Genomic DNA, 18,074 nt, shown 5'->3' on the forward strand with positions numbered 1-18,074 from the left:
TCGCCTGTACATCACGCGTTTTCCTGCCTGGCTCTGTTTTTGTAACCATCAAAGGTGTTTTTTAACTTTGCTCGAAGGCTCTGGGGCGGGCTTCTTCACGCGCCTAGAAAATAAATTGAACAGATTTTTGATTTCTGCTCAATTTAAATTTAAGCTCTGGTCTTAGCGGTGAGCCCTTCGGCTTGCTCTTTGCGCAGCAGATTGATGCTGGTCCAGCGAAGGCGCCGCGCCAATAACCAATAAAAGTGCCAACTTCGAGGTACCCAGACATGCTTATCGATCTACACGCCCACGCTCCCCACCCTGGCTATTACAACCAGCACCCTCATTGGGGGCCGTTCTTCGAGCAACACGCCGACGGCGATATCAAGCTGCGTGTAGGTGATTGGATTCTTGGCCTCGGATCGCCAGAGCGAAAGGCAGCCGTGCGCTCCGGCAAAGGGCCCAAGCTTGAAGAATATTTTGCGCGCTGGGCTGATCCGAAAGTGCGCCTGGCCGGTATGGATGCGGCTGGACAGAACCTGCAGGTGGTTTCCGTCCCGTCCCATTGCTACATGTACTGGACTGAAGCCGAATTTGCTGTCCCGTTCGCCCGCACCGTCAACAACACACTGGCCGAATACTGCTCCGCAGCCCCTGATCGCCTGATGTTCTGGGCTCATGCACCGCTCAATGCACCAGAAGCTGCGGCGGCTGAAATACGTCACGCTTGCACAGAGCTGGGCGCCAAGGGCCTGGTCGCTGGCGGCGCCAACTTCGGCGGTCTGGAATTCGATTCGCCGGAACTTGATGTGGTGTGGAAAACCCTCTGTGACCTGGATCTGCCGATTTTTGTACACGGCTATAACCAGTCCGTTACCTGGGGCAAGAACGCTAACGACGACCGCTACGAAACTACCGCTATCGTCGGCATGCAGTACGACGAAACCCGTTGCTTCTGGAACCTGATTTGCGGCGGCGTGCTCGATCGCTTCCCTGATCTCAAGGTGTACATCACCCACGGCGGCGGCTATGTCCCGTACCAGCTCGGTCGCCTGGCCAAGACCAATGAAAACCTCGACGTCAAATACAACAAGAAGCCACTGCTCGAGTACATGAAGAATTTCTACTTCGACGTAGAACTGCATGAAGTGCCGATGCGCCAGGCCCTGGTCGACATCATCGGTGCGGACCATGTGCTGTACGGCAGCAACTTCGGCGGCAGCGATGCCGTACGTCACGATCTGACCCACGGCTTGCAGCTGTCCGATGCGGACATGCGCAAGATCCGTTATGAAAACGCATGCCGCTTGCTGCACCTGGATCCTGCCAAGTTGGGCAAGGTAGGTGGCTGATGAAACTGGCGCGTTGTGAGTATTTTTCTACCGGCGTCTTTTGGGCTGTGGTGGATGTCGCGCAGGATCAGGTGACACCCATTTCCGGCGATTTCAAGGATTGGGCCCCGGCAGTCGCCGCCGGGCGCGGTATCAGCTCGGTGCGTTTTGCCGGGCCATCGCTGCCGTTGTCGAAGGTGCGCCTGCTGCCCCCGATTGAACCGATCAATCGGGTGGTCGTGGCCGGTGCCAATTACGCCAAGCACCTGGTGGAATTCGGATTGCAGGCGCCGGCACAGCCGGTGGCTTTCCTCAAGGCCTATGGCGCGCTGATTGGCGCCAATGACCCGATCCGTTTTCCGCCATTGACTGAAGAACTCGATCACGAAGTCGAACTGGTGGCCGTCATCGGCACTGAAGAAATCGACTTGGAAAATCCGCTGGCTTGCGTGCTCGGCTACACCGTCGGCAATGACGTCAGCGCGCGCGACCTGCAGCGTAGTGGGCCGGCAGGTATCGGCATGGACCTGTTCGCCGCCAAAAGCCAGGACCAAACTACGGGGCTTGGGCCATGGATCGTGACCAAGGATGAGTTTCCCGAAGGCTCGCCACGCTTGCGCCTGACCCTGAAAGTCAATGGTGAAGTGCGCCAGGACGGCTCCACCGGCGAAATGACCTGGGATGTTGGCCAGCTGATTCGCTTCGTGCAGCAGCGATCGAGTTTTGCCAGTGGCGACGTGTTGTTCACCGGTTCGCCGGCGGGAGTGGGGATGGGCACCGGTCTGTTCCTCAAGGAAGGCGATGTGGTCGAAGCCAGCGTCGAAGGCATTGGCACGTTGCGCAATGTGGTCAGTAAAAAGAACCGCGCCTAATCGAGAGCCAAACATGAACGCTAATAACCAAGAAAAAGTAGTCGTGGTCGGTGCGGGTCTGATGGGCACCGGTATTGCACATGCGTTCGCAAGCGCAGGTTTCAATACGCTGCTGGTTGATACCAATGCAGCCTCGCTGACGAATGCCCGGGCGAGCATCGAAAAGATCCTTGCCGATGGTGTACGCCTGGGCAAGGTCAGTGAAGAACAGGCCCAGCAATCATTGGCCAATCTGTTGACCTGCGGCGACTTGAGCGAAGCCGCGACGGGGGCCAACTGGCTGGTGGAGACAGTCTCCGAGCAGTTGGCGGTGAAGAAGGCGGTGATTGGCCAGGCGGCGCCGCTGCTGGCGCCGAACGCCATTATTGCCACCAATACATCGGCGCTCAGCGTGACCGAGATTGCGGCGTCGGTGGACTGCGCCGATCGCGTGATCGGCATGCACTTCTTCAACCCCGTGCACAAGATGAAACTGGTGGAGCTGGTGCGCGGTTTGGCCACCAGCGATGAAGTGGTGGCACGCACTCGCACCCTGTGCGAGCAGATCAATAAAACCTCGATCGTGGTCAATGAGTCGCCAGGACTGACCACCAGTCGCATGTCTGCGCTGCTGGGCAACGAGGCGATGTGGATGCTGCAGGAGGGCACCGCAACCGCCGAGGACATCGACACCGCGCTGCGCCTGGGCTTCAACCACCCGATGGGTCCATTGGAACTGGGCGACTTGACCGGCTGGGACACGCGGCTATCGGTACTGCGTTATCTGCACCAGACCCTGGGTGAGAAATTTCGACCTTGCCCGCTGATCATCAAGATGGTCGCCGCCGGACGACTGGGGCGCAAGTCGGGGCAGGGGGTCTACCGCTACGAAGAGGGTAAACAGGTGCCGGGTTCAGGGCTCAAGGCGAGTGCGCTATGAAGGACATCGTCATTGTTGATGCGGTACGCACGCCAATTGGCAAGTTCCGCGGCAGCCTTGCCGGCGTACGCGCCGATCACCTTGGGTCGCTGGTGATCAGCCGCTTGCTGGAGCGGGTCGATGTGTCGCCGACCCTGGTCGATGACGTGATCTTCGGCAATGTCACGCAAATCGGCGAACAGTCCGCCAATATTGCCCGCACCGCGTTACTCGGTGCCGGCTGGCCGGTCAGCGTTGCCGGGCTGACCATTGATCGTAAATGCGGTTCGGGTGAAGTGGCCGTGCATCTGGCCGCTGGCGCCATCGCGGCGGGTGCTGCCGATATTGTGGTGGCCGGTGGCGCGGAAAACATGAGCCGCGTGCCCATGGGCAGCAACCGTGAGATCCACGGCGCGGCATTTGGCTGGATGGCGGCGCAACGTTATGAGTTGACCAGTCAAGGTGAGGCGGCCGAGCGCATCGCCGACAAGTGGGCACTCAGTCGCGATGCCCTGGATGATTTCGCCTACGCCAGTCACCAGCGTGCAGCGGCGGCGTCCGATGCGGGTTATTTCGACAATGAAACCGTGCCGGTGGTGGTCGAAGATCTCCGTGAGCAAGAGTTGACGGAGCCGGCTGCAGTGCTGCGTCACGACGAAACTATTCGCCGTGATACCTCTCGGGAAAAACTGTCGACGCTTAAAACCAGTTTTCGCCCGGACACCGGGCGCATCACTGCGGGCAATTCGTCGCAAATCTCCGACGGCGCTGCGGCGTTGTTGCTGATGAGTGGCGAAACGGCGAAAAAACTTGGGCTTAGGGCGCGCGCGCGTGTCGTGGCTTTCACCACGGTCGGCTCTGATCCGACCTTGATGCTCACCGGACCGATTGAAGCCACCCGCAAGGTCTTGGGCAAGGCTGGGCTGGATATCAATGATATCGACCTGTTTGAAGTCAACGAAGCGTTTGCCTCTGTTCCGTTGGCCTGGATGCATGAGACCGGTGTGCCACATGACAAGTTGAACGTCAACGGTGGCGCCATCGCCCTCGGGCACCCATTGGGGGCCAGCGGCGCGCGGCTGATGACCACGATGTTGAATGAGCTCGAGCGCCGTGGCGGGCGTTATGGGTTGCAGGCCATCTGCTGTGCCGGTGGCATGGGCACGGCAACCATCATCGAACGGCTCGATTGAGATGGCGCGCTTGCCGTTGATTCCCCTGGATGCCATGCCGGCCGCGTTGCAAGACGCGGTCGGGCGTGGTCAGCACAGCCGCATGCTCAGTTCGACGACGCCGGTGCAGGTCTGGGCCCATCGACCCAAGGTGGCGCTGGCCTGGCTGGGTTTGATGGAAAGCTTGCACGAGGAGAGTCTGCTCGACGAGCGTTTGCGTGAGCTGGTACGGCTGAAGATTGCCAGCATCACCACCTGCAAGGCCTGCCAGCTGGCGCGCAAATCCGACACCGTTACAGAGCAGGACATTGCCTGCATGGCGACGGACAGCGAGTACTTCACGCCGGCCGAGCGTGCGGCGCTGCGTTATGCCGAGTTGTTTGCCAGCGACTACCTCGGTATCGACGACGAGCATTTTTCCCGGCTGGGAGCGTTTTTCTCTACGGCACAGGTGGTTGAGCTCGGGTTGTACTGCGCGCTGATGTTGGCGGGTGGCCGCATGACCCTGGTGCAGCAGGCCTATTGAGCAGCTCAAGTCGTCTAATTAATTAATCAAAATGTTAATAAGTGTCCAATAACGTCCTGGCAAGGCCTATTATCAGGCACAAGGCAGCGCCTTTGTGCGGCCTGGATAAAAAATAATGACAAAAATAGCGGAGACGATCATGTCCACACCGGCACAGAGCGACCTGGCCAAGGTTTTTACCGACGTAGCCAGTAATTATCGCGGCACCAGCGATATCGACCTGCACGCGACCTACCGCGAGATGCGCGCCAATTCGCCCGTGCTCCAGGACAATTTCATGGCGCGACTGGGGGTGCCGACCATCGCCGGGCTGGATGCCAATCGACCGACCTTTACCCTGTTCAAGTACGACGATGTCATGGCTGTCATGCGAGACGCCGGTAATTTTACCAGCGGCTTCATCGCTGAAGGGTTGGGGGCGTTTTTCGATGGCTTGATTCTCACGGCGATGGACGGTGATGCGCACAAGAGCATGCGCAGTCTGCTGCAGCCGGTGTTTATGCCCGAGACAGTCAATCGCTGGAAAGAAACCAGGATCGACCGCGTGATTCGTGAGGAATACATCAAGCCGATGGTGGCGAACAAGGGCGCTGACCTGATGGACTTCGCCCTGTATTTTCCGATCCGGGTGATCTACTCGTTGATCGGCTTTCCCGAGGATCGCCCCGAGCAAATCGAGCAATACGCGGCTTGGGCATTGGCAATCCTGGCCGGCCCGCAAGTCGACCCGGAGAAGGCCGCCGCCGCCCGTGGCGCCGCGATGCACGCCGCACAAGCGCTCTACGATGTGGTGAAAGTCGTAGTCGCCGAGCGTCGCGCAGCGGGTGCATCGGGAGATGACCTGATCAGCCGGCTGATCGGCGTCGAGTACCAGGGCCGCTCCCTGGACGATCATGAAATCGCCACCTTCGTGCGTTCGCTGCTACCCGCCGCCAGTGAAACCACGACCCGTACCTTCGGCACCTTGATGTCATTGCTGTTGCAGAATCCGGATGTGCTGGAGCGGGTGCGCAATGACCGCAGCCTGGTTAACAAGGCCATCGATGAAGCGGTGCGTTTTGAGCCGGTGGCTACTTTCAAGGTGCGTCAGGCCGCCAAGGATCTGGAAATTCGTGGCGTACCCATTCCCAAAGGCGCGATGGTGCAGTGCATCGTCACTTCCGCCAACCGCGATGAAGACGCGTTCGAAAATGCCGACAAATTCGACATCGATCGAAAACCCAAACCTTCCTTCGGCTTCGGCTTTGGTCCGCACATGTGTATCGGTCAGTTCGTTGCCAAGACCGAAATCAACTGCGCACTCAATGCGATCCTCGACCTGATGCCCAACGTTCGCCTCGACCCGGACAAACCCGGGCCGCAGATCGTTGGCGCACAGCTGCGCGGCCCGCATTACCTGCATGTGTTGTGGGACTGAACAACCCCCTGCATCCCTGCTGTAAAGCCTCTGCTTGCCCGCGACTGGCTTCTGGCCTTCGCGGGCAAGTGCGCTTCAGAACCCATGCATCGGAATTAATATGAACACAAACAAAAAATGTGTTTAATTAAATCGAGATGTACACTATGATTCAGGCACAACAACAAGCCCGAATGCGAAGGGGAAAACAATGAAAGTTGAAGATCTGATTCTCGTCAGTGTCGATGACCACGCGATCGAGCCACCGAATGCTTTTGCTCGCCACATGCCTGCACGCTTCAAGGGGCGTGAGCCTCATGTGGTCAAGAAGGGCGATCGTGACGTGTGGGTCTTCGAGGAACAGGCCACTGGCTACATGGGCCTCAACTCCGTGGTCGGTCGACCGAAAGAGGAATACGGCATGGAGCCGCTGGGCTACGAGCAAATGCGCCGTGGCACCTGGAACATCAAGGACCGTGTCGACGACATGAACGCCAACGGCGTGCTCGGTTCATTGTGCTTTCCAACCTTCCCGGGTTTTGCCGGGCAACGCTTCCAGGTCCACGCTGACCGCGATGTCTCGATGGCCGCCATCCAGGCCTACAACGACTGGCATTTGCACGACTGGTGCAACGCCGCGCCTGGTCGCTTCATCCCGCTGATGATCGTGCCGTGGTGGGACATGAAAGCCGCCGCTGCCGAAGTCGAGCGTCTGGCCAAACAGGGCGTGCACGCGCTGTCGCTGTCGGATAACCCGGCCATTCACGGTTACCCGTCGATTCACAGCGATTACTGGGATCCGCTGTGGAAGGCCTGCAGCGACAATAAAGTGGTGATCTGCTGCCATATCGGTACCGGTGTGAAAGCCCAACACGCATCGGACATGTCGCCAATCGACGCCTGGATTACCTCCATGCCGATTTCCATCGCCAACTCCGCGGCGGACTGGATCTGGGCGCCAATGTGGAAGAAGTTCCCGGACCTGCGCATGGCGCTTTCCGAAGGCGGTATCGGCTGGATTCCTTACCTGCTGGAGCGTGCGGATTTCACCCACCGCCACCACAACGCGTGGACCAACTCCAACTTCGGCGGGAAGATGCCGAGCGACATCTTCAACAAGCACTTCATCACCTGCTTTATCGAAGACAATTTCGGCCTGAAGAACCTCGACTACTTGAATGCCGATATGGTCACTTGGGAAAGCGACTACCCGCATTCCGATTGCACCTGGCCCAACTCGCCGGAAACCGCATGGGAAGGGTTGCAGCACCTGCCTAAAGAGATGATCGACAAGGTCACCCACTTGAACGCGATGCGCGAGTTTTCCTTCGATCCGTTCTCCATCCACGGTCGGGAAAATTGCACGGTCGGCGCGCTGCGAGCCCAGGCCACCCACGTCAGCACCGAACCTGCCCTGGGCCTGGGTGGTGCCGATCATGGCCGCCACGACAACAAGCCGGTCACTTCCGGCGACATCAATGCGATGTTCGCCCAGGCTGACGCGCAAACCGCGTTGTAAGTTGCCGCTGTTCCTGCAGTCACCGGCCAACGGCGATTGCAGGAACGGTTGCCGTTCTGTGGTCGCTTCGTTCGAGGCGATTGCGCCTGTGTTCAGCGTTAGAGAGCGCATATGGCCATCAGTCAATTTACCTACAGCAACATTCCCCCCGAGGCGCAAGCGCTTCGCGCACAAGTGCGGGCATTCATCCACGATACGCTGGCCGATTACCCACCGACCTTGAGTGCCCAGTCCTGGATGGGTTTCAGCGCTGAGTTCAGCAAAAAACTTGGTGCCATGGGTTGGGTCGGCATGGCCTTGCCCAAGGCGTATGGCGGTTCGGAGGCGGGGCCGTTTGCCCGTTATGTGATTATTGAAGAATTGCTGGCTGCCGGAGCACCGGTATCGGCCCACTGGATCGCCGACCGCCAGAGCGGTCCACTGATCAATCGCTTCGGTACCGAGCAACAAAAGCAGCATTACTTGCCGGCCATTTGCCGGGGTGAAAGCTACTTCTGCATTGGCATGAGCGAGCCCAACTCCGGCTCCGACCTGGCTTCGATCAAGAGCACCGCCGTCCGTGAGGGCGATAGCTGGCTGGTCAATGGCCAGAAGGTCTGGACCACCAACGCCCATCATTCGCAGTACATGATTGCCCTGGTGCGTACCGGTGAAAAACAGGAGGCCCGTCACGAGGGCATGTCGCAATTCATCGTCGACCTGAGCCTGCCCGGCATCACCATCCGACCCATTCGAGACCTGGCCGGTGGCGAGCATTTCAATGAAGTGTTTTTCGACAATGTGCGGTTGCCTGCTGATGCCTTAATCGGTACTGAAGGCAAAGGCTGGGATCAAGTGACCGCCGAACTGGCCTTCGAGCGTAGCGGCCCTGAACGGTTCCTCAGCTGCATGGCGCTGCTGAAAACCCTGATCGATGCGCTGGGCAAGACCCCCAACGCGTTACAGGCACGAGAAATCGGGCGTCTTTCGGCCAAGCTGCTGACCCTGCGCAACATGTCATTGTCGGTCACGGCACAGCTGGCAGCGGGAGAGCACCCAGCCTGGGCGGCTTCCTGCGTGAAAGACCTCGGCAATGCCTTTGAACAGGAAATCCCCGAGGTTGCCCAACTACTGCTGGAAACCGAGCCACGGCAAGACGGCGGCAGCGAGCATGCCCGCGTGCTCGCCTACCTGACTCAGATGGCGCCCTCGTTCTCACTGCGTGGGGGCACTCGTGAAATTCTGCGCGGCATCATTGCCCGCGGCCTGGGGTTGCGATAATGCGCGAGATATTTGAAACGACGATTGAACGCCTGTTTGCCGATTTGGCGACGCCCGCTTATGTGATGGGTTGTGAAGGCGGGGAGTGGCCGGCGGATTTATGGGCCGTGCTGGAGGAATCGGGTTTCACTTTGGCGGGTGTCAGCGAAGCGCTGGGCGGAGCCGAAGCCAGTTGGGCTGATATGTATGTGTTGGTGCGTGCCGCCGGACGCTTTTCCGTTCCGGCCCCAATGGGTGAGGCCTTGCTGGCCAACTGGCTGCTGAGCAAGTCCGGTCTGGAGGGGCGGGCTGGCGCGTTGAGCATAGCTGCCAATGCCAATCTGGTGCTCGATGGCGAGCGCGTTAATGGCACCGCCTATTCGGTACCTTGGGGGCGCAATGTCGAAGAGGTCGTCGCGATTGCCAACAGCTCAACGGGTGTTCCGCATTTGGTGTTGCTATCGCGTAGCGCTGCCAGCGAACTCACGCTCAGTCTGAATGTGGCTGGCGAACCGCGTGATGACCTGGGTTTCACCAGCGCCCAGGTACTGGCGCAAGCGCCGCTGCCCAACGGGTTCGAAGCCAATGTCCTGGAATTGGGCGGCGCGATGCTGCGCGCGGCGCAGACCGCCGGGGCATTGCATGCGCTATTGGACATGACTGCCAACTATGCCGGGGAACGCAAACAGTTCGGCAAGACCATCGGCTCATTCCAGGCCATTCAACAGCAACTGGCGGTATTCGCGGAACAAGCCGCCGCCGCCGGGATTGCCGCCGAGGCTGCCTTCGTGGAATCGCGTTGTGGACTCGCAGCGTTGACTATTGCGGCCGCAAAAATCAGCACGGCAGAAGCGGCCAGTGTTGGCGCCGGCTTTGCCCATTCGGTGCATGGTGCCATTGGCTTTACCGAGGAATATCCCCTGCATTTGCTCACCCGGCGGTTGTGGGCGTGGCGCAGCGAATTCGGATCGGCCAGCCTTTGGAGCCAACGCCTGGGCGTCCGGGTCTGCCAGGGTGGAAGCGAAGGGTACTGGCCGTTACTGACAGGTCATGGCCAACAATCATTAACCCGACTTGTGAGTGATCCGGTATGAGCCCGTTTCTTCAGATAGAGCGCGATGGCGGTGTCCTCACTGTGCGCATGAACCATCCCGAAACCCGCAACGCCCTGACGACGCCCGAGCAGATTCAGGAGTTTGTCGACCTCTGTGCCCAATTACGTCGCGACCCAACGGTGCGGGTCATGGTGCTCACCGGTAATGGCAGCGCCTTTTGTGCCGGTGGCAACGTCAAGGACATGCATGAGCGTGGCGGCATCTTCGCTGGCTCGCCTTATGAGCTGCGCAACACCTACCGTGATGGCATTCAACGTATTCCCCTGGCGATCTACGAGTTGGATATCCCGGTGATCGCCGCGGTCAACGGCCCGGCGATTGGTGCGGGCCTGGATCTGGCGTGCATGTGCGACATCCGGCTGGCGGCACCCAAGGCGATCTTCGCCGAGAGTTTTGTGCGCCTGGGCATTGTTCCGGGTGACGGCGGCGCCTGGCTGTTGCCGCGCATCATCGGCATCCCGAAAGCCAGCCTGATGGCCTTTACTGGTGACGCTATCGATGCTGCAAAAGCGCTGGAATGGGGTCTGGTAGAGCAGGTCTGCACCCATGAAACCTTGCAGTCGGAAGCGCAAGCCTTGGCGCGGCGGATCGCCAGCAACCCGGGCCATGCGTTGCGGCTGTGCAAGCGCCTGCTGCGCGAAGGCCAACATATGCGTCTCGACTCGCTACTGGAGTTGTCTGCCGCATACCAGGCACTCGCCCATCACACCGAAGACCATCAGGAAGCGGTGGCCGCTTTTGTCGATAAGCGCGAGCCGCAATACCGGGACCGCTGATTACTCATTGCCAACAACAAGAATCGATCTGGAGTAAGCAAGATGCGTGGCGTATTTCGAGAAGACCACAACATGTTCCGTGATCAGGCCCGCCGTTTCGTCGATCGCGAAATCGTGCCCTACCTGCATGAGTGGGAAAAGAACGGCATCGTTCCCAAGGAAGTCTGGCTCAAGGCCGGCGAGAACGGCTTGCTGTGCTCCACGGTGCCCGAAGAATACGGCGGCCCGGGAGGCGACTTCGGTCATTCTGCGGTGATGATCGAAGAACTGGCGCGAGCCAATGCCACCGCGGTGGGTTTTACCACTCACTCGGAAATCGTCACCCCTTACATCGTTGCCTACGGCAGCGAAGAGCAGAAGCAGCAATGGCTGCCGCGCATGGTCAGCGGTGAATTGATTGGCGTGATCGCCATGAGCGAACCAGGCATCGGCAGCGACCTGCGATCCATGCGCACTTCGGCGCGCCGCGACGGTGATGACTACATCGTCAACGGCCAGAAGACCTTCATCACCAACGGCGGCAATGCCGGCCTGGTTGTGACCGCCACCAAGATTGATCCTGCGGCCAAAGAGCTGACATTGATCTGCGTCGAAGAAAGCCGTGCCGGTTTTGCCAAGGGTCGTCTGCTGGAAAAGATCGGCCTGAAAGGGCAGGACACTGCCGAGCTGTTTTTTGATGAGGTACGGGTGCCGGTTGGCAATCGATTGGGCGAGGAGGGGATGGGGTTCAAATACCTGACGCACCAATTGGCCTGGGAGCGCTTGATCATTGCCATCCGCGCCGCTCAATCGATCGACACGCTGCTGGAAGAAACCATCGGCTACACCCGTGAACGCAAAGTCTTTGGCAAACCGGTTCTCGACTTCCAGAACACCCGCTTCAAGCTGGCGGAAGCCAAGGCCCAGGCCACGATGTTGCGGGTGTTCGTCGACGACTGCCTGGCCAAGGTGATGCGCGGCGAGTTGACGCCCGAAATCGCTGCTATGGCCAAGCTGCTGGGCTCGGAAATGCAGGGCAAACTGCTCGACGAGTTCCTGCAACTGCACGGCGGCTACGGCTTCATGAGCGAATACAAAATCAGCCGCGCCTGGGTCGACGCGCGAGTGGCGCGCATCTATGGCGGCACCTCGGAGATCATGAAAGAAATCATCGGCCGTACCCTTTGAAGCCAACCTGCATGAGGCAGACAAATGAGTAGCTCCCTTTACGACATTTCGCTGAAGCAGATCGACGGCAGCGCCAGCCGCCTTGGCGACTATCGGGGCAAAGTCCTGTTGGTGGTCAACGTGGCTTCCAAATGTGGCCTGACCCCGCAATACGAAGGTCTGGAAAAACTCTACCAAAGCAAGCGTTCCCAAGGGCTGGAAGTGCTGGGTTTCCCTGCCAACGATTTCAGGGAACAAGAGCCGTATAGCGACGCGGAAATCGCTGAGTTCTGCTCAGTGAACTATGACGTTCACTTTCCCCTGTTCTCGAAAATCTCGGTTGTTGGCAGCGGGCAGCATCCTCTCTACGCCGAACTGACTGCCGCTCAACCCGAATCCACAGGCGAGGGCCCAATGCGCGAGCGTCTGAAGGGTTATGGCATCGAGTCCAGCAACACGACGGACGTGCTCTGGAACTTTGAGAAGTTTCTGATCGATCGCCGGGGTGCGGTCGTCGCTCGATTCGCTCCGGACGTTGCAGCGGATGATCCACGGTTGCTTGCGGCAATCGAGTCGCAACTGGCCAAAAGGGCGTAACGCAGTGCAGACAGTCGATACGGTTGGCGCGCTGCGTGCGCTCGTGGCCCGCGCCCGGGGTGAAAACAAGAAAGTCGCGCTGGTGCCGACCATGGGCAATTTGCATGCCGGTCATATCGCCTTGATTCACTGTGCAAAGCAGCGAGCGGACTTCGTCGTTGCCAGCATCTTCGTCAATCCACTGCAGTTCGGGGCCAATGAGGACCTGGCCAACTATCCCCGCACGCCCGACGCTGATCGCGAAAAACTGGTCAATGCCGGGTGTGATGTGCTGTTTGCCCCTGCTGTCGAGCAGATCTATCCGGATGGCATGCTCAATCAGGCCATCGTCAGTGTGCCGAACGTTTCTGAAGGCCTTTGTGGTGCGGCACGCCCTGGTCACTTTGACGGCATGGCCACGGTCGTCGCCAAGCTGCTGAACATAGCCCAGCCAGACGTGGCGGTTTTCGGGGAAAAGGACTATCAGCAGCTGGCAGTCGTGCGCTCGATGGTCAGGGATCTCAACATGGTGACTGACGTTGTCGGTGCACCGACGATCCGGGCCGCGGACGGCTTGGCATTATCCTCGCGCAACGGCTATCTGACCGAGCATGAGCGCTCGGTAGCCCCCGTTCTCTACGCCTGTTTGAAGCAAATGGCGGCAAGTATCCAGGTTGAGAGGCGGGTGACTGAGCGCCAGTTGATTGAATGTCATCAACGTATCAGCGACGCCGGTTTCCAGCTGGAATACTTTGAAGTCAGGAATGCCCAGGATCTGGCACCACTGAAAAGCACCGATACTCAGTTTGTGATTCTGGTGGCGGCGCGCATTGGCAAAACACGGCTCATTGACAATCTGACGGTGGACCTTCGGGCATCGGAAACTTCACCAGAGGAACAACCATGAGTCTTTATCGAGCGTGCGCTGCGCTGTGCCTGTGCTTTTTCTCCCTCGTCGGTTTTGCTCAGCAAGCACCGGTGGACGCTTACAGTGCTGACACTCAACGCGCCAATGCCTTGTTGGTAAAAGCTGTTGCCGAGTACAAAGCCAGGGGCGACTCCGTCCTGGCCGAGTTCAGCCGGCAGGGGGCCTTTATCGATGGTGAACTGTACATCTACGTGGTCGATACCTCCGGTGTGATGCTCGCCAGCGGTGGGCCTTCCGCTTCGCTGGTCGGCAAGCCGGTGTTCAGCGTCCTGGACGATGACCTCAAGGTGGCATTCCAGCATGCCATTGCACAGCGAGACGACGGCATTGTGCGTAGCGCCGAATATCGCTGGTGGAACTGGCAACACGCCAAGGTCGAGCGTAAACGCGTGTTCTATCAGCGCGTCAAGGATCGGTTGATCGTCGTGGGTTACTACATGCCACGGTCCTCCCCCGAACAGGCACAACAGCTGCTTGGGCAGATTTCGCGACAAGTTGCCAACGACGCGAAAACCACCTTCGGGCTCATTAATCAGGACGATAAACAGTTCACCGAGGATGATCTGTATGCCTTTGTGGTGGATCTCAAGACCAAGCGGTTTGTGGCTCACGGTTTTTCGCCCCGGTTGATCGGCACCGACTTCAAGTCATTGCGCTCAGTCGATGGCAAGCCCATTGGCGAGGACATCCTCAAACAGATGAGCGGCCATGACACAGGTGAGATCGCTTATCTGTGGCGTAACCCGATTACCGGGCAAAACGAATACAAGAGAACTTTTCTGCAGCGGGTAAACGGGTTCGTCGTCGCCGTGGGTTGCTATGCAGTCAAGTGATCAAGACAGGTACGACCGGTACCCACTCACAGGAGCGTGCGCATGACTGATTTGGTATTGCTGCATGGCGGCAACCACGGCTCCTGGTGTTGGGGGCCCTTTATTGAAGCGCTGAACCAGCAGCCTGGATGCTTCGAGCGAGTGATTACCCTGGATATGCCAGGGTGCGGCACCAAGCGCGGCCGGGATGTTGTGTCCCTGCGGCTCGATGATGTGGTTGATGAACTTAATGAGGACCTGCGTGCACTCGGGGTGCACCAGGCCGTCCTGCTTGGGCATTCCATCGCGGGAGCCCTGCTGCCGATGATGGTGCTGGCCGCTCCCCAGCTGTACTCGCAGTTGGTGTACCTGGCCTGCGCATTGCCCGGTGAAGGCCAATCAATTCTGCAGCTGCTGGGTACCGGGCTGCATGGCGAAAGTCCGGACCATGTCGGCTGGCCGCTGGACCCGGCGCATACAACCCCTCAAGCGCTGGCCGTGGCGATGTTCGGTCAGGACTTGAGCGAGCAAACCCTTGGTTGGTTGTTAAGCGAAGTGAGCCAGGACACGACGCCACTTTGTGTTGCGACAGACTCCATCAGTCGCGTGGGATATCCGGGAATCATTCCGGCGAGTTACATCATCACCCTGCGCGACAACATCCTGCCTGTCGACTGGCAGCGGCGTTTTGCGCAACGTGCCGGCGCAGGCGTGGTTATCGAGATCGATACGGCGCATGAACCATTCGTATCACACCCGCAGTTGCTTGCGGATGTCGTACGGGGCCTGGAACAAGGCTGATGGGCGACATCGGTGTTTTGAGCCGTAGTAATGGCAAGGCTATCGGCAGCCACTGGTTGATCCTGTCCATTATCTGCTTCAACTTTATCTCCTATGTCTGCAGTGGTTTGCCGCTTGCGGTCTTGCCGGGCTACGTCCTCAATGATCTGGGCCTGACCTCGGTTTTTGCCGGCGTTGTGATCAGCTCGCAGTATCTGGCGACGCTCCTGGCTCGCCCGTTGGCCGGTGGCGTGGCTGATCGCCTGGGCGCCAAATACGCCGTGGTGTGTGGGCTCAGCGGCTTGATGTTGAGCGGCACCCTGACCGCGCTTGCGCTCATCTTGCCCACCCAACCCTGGTTGACCCTGACGCTCATACTGCTGGGCAGGCTGGTGTTGGGGGCGTCTACGGCCATGATCTCCACGCCTTGTTGCACCTGGGCCATCGGGTTATGTGGTGCGCCCCGGGCAGCACAGGTCATGTCGTGGAATGGAATAGCGGCTTACGGTGGAACGGCAGTTGGTGCGCCGCTGGGCGTGCTGCTTCGTAATTCGTTGGGTATCGCCAGTGTCGGGCTGTGCACGGTGTTGCTAGGCCTGATATTCCTGATTTTGGCGCTGGGCAAGCGCCCGGCGCCTTTGATCACAGGCGCCCGATTGGCATTCTATCGAGTTCTCTTCGCGGTCATGCCCAATGGCCTGGTCCTTGTGTGCAGTTCAGTAGGGTTTGGCGGCCTGACGGCATTCGTCGCACTGTACTTCGACAGCCACGGGTGGGACAACGCCGCCTACTGTTTGAGTGGGTTCGGTGCTGGTTTTATCGTTGCCCGCTTGTCGTCGCCCGGAATACTGCAGCGATTCAGGGGCTACAAGGTGGTGGGCGGCTGCCTGCTTGTACAGACCTTGGGCATGTTGCTGATATGGCTCGCGCCATCTCCCGCACTGGCAATTGCTGGCGGTGCGCTGACCGGGATAGGGGTGTCATGGGTCTATCCGGGGTTAGGGATGGAAACACTGGCTAGCACTCCGGCGGCCAACCGTAATTCGGCGCTCAGTGCACTTTCTTTATTCTTTGATATCGCAGTGGGGCTGGCCGGCCCGGTGATGGGCCTGGTTGCTTCTGGTCTTGGCTATGCGGCGATATTTCTCTGTGCTGCGTTGATGTCGATGGGTGGGTTTGTTGCGGTGCTTTGCCTGTGTAGAAGTAAAAGGTAGGAGCGATTAGAGGCGCTGTTGCTACGGAAAAAAGCACCGACACTGATGGATGGTGTTTTCCCGGCCGCAGTTTATTTTCGGTCAACTTCACTCACACGCAGTGCTGACCGCCTTCTCGGCGAGTTGGATTTTCTGCTTAACATCAGTTGTTATATGCTGCTTCTTGAGCTGCTGTACCAGGCAGGGTTGTTCGCCTCGCGACTTCACTTCCGCATCCGTTGCGGCGACCTTTGCCTCGACATTTACGGAATGTTCCGTAATTACAGCTCCCGCCTCTTCCTTGGTTTTAGCAGTATCGAGCGCCTTGATGAGCTTGCCAACCTAGGCCGTTTCCGCTTCTACGTAGCCTTCGACAGACAGACCGGTTGCCATGGCGCGCGCCTGGATCTCGACGGCCTTCAGATGCTCCTGTGCCACTTTGCACTATACCCCCATCTTCGATAGCCACCCGATGGGGAGGGCGCAACCGGCCGATTACCGCTACCACACGACAGCTGAATCTTCCACAGAGCCTGTCATAACTCCGGCCGGTTCGAGCTCCCTTCCTAGTTTTTTCGCCGCCTGCATAAATCGACGCTGATTTGCAGTCCTCCTGCCGCCGAGGCGCTTCGCCTCTTCTTCGAATTGCTCGCGCTGTGACAGAGATTTCTGCCTCATATCCATGTCGAAACCTTCATAGTTAGACTGGTCGGTGTGAGCGCGCAGGATCACGACACAGGAATTTGAGAGCTACTGCCGTTTCAAACGCCGCAATGCGAGATGGCTGCGCCTACGGCATTCGTTATGTCTCGCTGGATGGAGAAAATTGTCCGCTCGCTTTGCACGCTAGACGGGTCTGCAGTTGGCCCCTCAATCACGAGTCGGCCATCTTCCAACCCATAAACGTAAGTCAACTGACCGGTGTTCGATTCCACGGCTTCACTCAGTTCATTCAACCGATCCATCCGCCAATGGCCGCAGCCGTTCACAGAACCAGGAGTAACCACCATGACGTCTTCTAACCACATGTCAGCGTCACGATCGCTGAGTAATTGCTCGAACTCGCGAATGCTGGCGAGTAACAACGTGGTTTGACCGAATTTGTCAGAACGCTGGTAGCCGATGGAAACGTAGAACCACACGCAGGGAAGCGACAGCTCCGCGTAATGCCAATGGCGCACATCTGACTTGCCAGCCAAGAGTCCCAGCGGTACCTCAGCCTCGCTATATGTGATGAACATCGAACATGTCCGGCGAAAATGAACACTATAGATTGTAGTCCTATAGTGCGCAATCAGGCTTTATCGTTCCTTTTGCGAGATGGGCAAATGGAGCTAGAACGTGCTTTTGGACTGGCGCTGAAAACGCATCGGGTCAGCGCAGGGCTGTCTCAGGAAAGTCTTTCGGTGGTGAGCAGCCGCACCTATGTCAGTACCCTAGAGCGCGGCTTGAAAAGCCCGACTCTGGATAAGATTGACGAGATAGCCTCGGTTATCGGTTCACACCCGCTGTCGATCCTGGTTAGCTGCTATCTGCGGATGGACGAAACGCTGACTATCGAGGCGCTTTTATTACGCATACGGCATGAGGTACAGCACGTAGAGCATGGTTCGTAGATATTATGCGCGCGTATTGGGGTGATTGCGTTGGCGAGTGATTGCTTGATTCCTATCGGTGGGCGTTATTGTGAGCGTTTTGGGGCCGCTATAATGTCAGCCGTCAGAAAGGACGTATTTGCTAGGTGGATAGTGACTCGTCCTGCAGAATGCACCCGAACATTGATTCAACCCCGCGATTTTCTCCTCGACTTTAA

19 protein-coding genes are annotated in these 18,074 nt (G+C 58.5%); 18 read left to right on the forward strand and 1 reads right to left on the reverse strand.

The genetic code is table 11. The features are described 5' to 3' along the window. Positions 1–269 precede the first annotated feature (269 nt). The 17 genes from QLG10_RS02355 (at position 270) to QLG10_RS02435 (ending at position 16,726) form a co-directional block, all read left to right on the forward strand. A complete protein-coding gene (locus tag QLG10_RS02355; protein WP_282485401.1) occupies positions 270–1,334 on the forward strand; it encodes an amidohydrolase family protein in 1,065 nt (354 codons plus the stop codon). Next, positions 1,334–2,185 (forward strand): fumarylacetoacetate hydrolase family protein, encoded by an 852-nt coding sequence (locus tag QLG10_RS02360; RefSeq protein WP_282485402.1) that lies wholly within the window; start codon positions 1,334–1,336, stop codon positions 2,183–2,185. Before QLG10_RS02355 ends, QLG10_RS02360 begins: the two co-directional genes overlap by 1 nt. A 13-nt stretch (positions 2,186–2,198) precedes the next feature. Next, on the forward strand, positions 2,199–3,104 hold the full coding sequence (locus tag QLG10_RS02365) for a 3-hydroxyacyl-CoA dehydrogenase (RefSeq protein WP_282485403.1): 906 nt from the start codon (positions 2,199–2,201) through the stop codon (positions 3,102–3,104). Next, on the forward strand, positions 3,101–4,276 hold the full coding sequence (locus QLG10_RS02370; protein WP_282485404.1) for a thiolase family protein: 1,176 nt from the start codon (positions 3,101–3,103) through the stop codon (positions 4,274–4,276). The genes QLG10_RS02365 and QLG10_RS02370 overlap by 4 nt, the downstream gene beginning before the upstream one ends. A 1-nt stretch (position 4,277) precedes the next feature. Next, positions 4,278–4,781, forward strand: a complete 504-nt coding sequence (locus QLG10_RS02375; RefSeq protein WP_282485405.1) for a carboxymuconolactone decarboxylase family protein — start codon at positions 4,278–4,280, stop codon at positions 4,779–4,781. A 139-nt stretch (positions 4,782–4,920) separates the two neighbouring features. Next, complete coding sequence (locus QLG10_RS02380; RefSeq protein ID WP_282485406.1) at positions 4,921–6,198, forward strand: cytochrome P450; 1,278 nt, start codon at positions 4,921–4,923, stop codon at positions 6,196–6,198. Positions 6,199–6,388: 190 nt separating this feature from the next. After that, positions 6,389–7,696, forward strand: a complete 1,308-nt coding sequence (locus tag QLG10_RS02385; RefSeq protein ID WP_282485407.1) for an amidohydrolase family protein — start codon at positions 6,389–6,391, stop codon at positions 7,694–7,696. 111 nt (positions 7,697–7,807) lie between these two features. Further along, positions 7,808–8,956 carry an acyl-CoA dehydrogenase family protein gene (locus QLG10_RS02390; protein WP_282485408.1) on the forward strand — a complete coding sequence of 383 codons (1,149 nt, stop codon included), beginning with the start codon at positions 7,808–7,810 and terminating at the stop codon, positions 8,954–8,956. Then, positions 8,956–10,029, forward strand: coding sequence for an acyl-CoA dehydrogenase family protein (locus QLG10_RS02395; protein ID WP_282485409.1), 1,074 nt, complete (start codon positions 8,956–8,958; stop codon positions 10,027–10,029). Before QLG10_RS02390 ends, QLG10_RS02395 begins: the two co-directional genes overlap by 1 nt. Then, complete coding sequence (locus QLG10_RS02400) at positions 10,026–10,826, forward strand: crotonase/enoyl-CoA hydratase family protein (RefSeq protein WP_282485410.1); 801 nt, start codon at positions 10,026–10,028, stop codon at positions 10,824–10,826. The genes QLG10_RS02395 and QLG10_RS02400 overlap by 4 nt, the downstream gene beginning before the upstream one ends. Positions 10,827–10,868: 42 nt before the next feature. Continuing rightward, positions 10,869–11,993, forward strand: coding sequence for an acyl-CoA dehydrogenase family protein (locus QLG10_RS02405; protein ID WP_033040994.1), 1,125 nt, complete (start codon positions 10,869–10,871; stop codon positions 11,991–11,993). Between the two features lie 24 nt (positions 11,994–12,017). Then, the gene (locus QLG10_RS02410; protein ID WP_282485411.1) at positions 12,018–12,569 is read left to right on the forward strand and encodes a glutathione peroxidase; all 552 of its coding nucleotides are present in this window, start codon (positions 12,018–12,020) and stop codon (positions 12,567–12,569) included. Positions 12,570–12,573: 4 nt separating this feature from the next. Beyond that, positions 12,574–13,455: a pantoate--beta-alanine ligase gene (gene panC / locus QLG10_RS02415; RefSeq protein ID WP_282485412.1), complete on the forward strand. Its 882-nt coding sequence runs from the start codon at positions 12,574–12,576 to the stop codon at positions 13,453–13,455. Further along, the gene (locus tag QLG10_RS02420; RefSeq protein ID WP_282485413.1) at positions 13,452–14,309 is read left to right on the forward strand and encodes a cache domain-containing protein; all 858 of its coding nucleotides are present in this window, start codon (positions 13,452–13,454) and stop codon (positions 14,307–14,309) included. Before panC ends, QLG10_RS02420 begins: the two co-directional genes overlap by 4 nt. 42 nt (positions 14,310–14,351) lie before the next feature. Next, positions 14,352–15,089: an alpha/beta hydrolase gene (locus QLG10_RS02425; RefSeq protein WP_282485414.1), complete on the forward strand. Its 738-nt coding sequence runs from the start codon at positions 14,352–14,354 to the stop codon at positions 15,087–15,089. Then, entirely contained in the window at positions 15,089–16,282 is a 1,194-nt protein-coding gene (locus QLG10_RS02430; protein WP_282485415.1) for an MFS transporter, read from the forward strand. The genes QLG10_RS02425 and QLG10_RS02430 overlap by 1 nt, the downstream gene beginning before the upstream one ends. Positions 16,283–16,300: 18 nt before the next feature. Then, complete coding sequence (locus tag QLG10_RS02435; protein WP_282485416.1) at positions 16,301–16,726, forward strand: hypothetical protein; 426 nt, start codon at positions 16,301–16,303, stop codon at positions 16,724–16,726. A gap of 296 nt (positions 16,727–17,022) precedes the next feature. Here QLG10_RS02435 and QLG10_RS02440 read toward each other — a convergent pair whose 3' ends face one another. Next, positions 17,023–17,502, reverse strand: coding sequence for a hypothetical protein (locus tag QLG10_RS02440; protein ID WP_282485417.1), 480 nt, complete (start codon positions 17,500–17,502; stop codon positions 17,023–17,025). Positions 17,503–17,589: 87 nt separating this feature from the next. Between QLG10_RS02440 and QLG10_RS02445 the strand changes: the two genes are divergently transcribed. Further along, on the forward strand, positions 17,590–17,877 hold the full coding sequence (locus tag QLG10_RS02445) for a helix-turn-helix transcriptional regulator (protein WP_282485418.1): 288 nt from the start codon (positions 17,590–17,592) through the stop codon (positions 17,875–17,877). Positions 17,878–18,074: the final 197 nt, after the last annotated feature.

The organism is Pseudomonas sp. V98_8 (assembly GCF_029967975.1).
Lineage (GTDB): Bacteria > Pseudomonadota > Gammaproteobacteria > Pseudomonadales > Pseudomonadaceae > Aquipseudomonas > Aquipseudomonas umsongensis.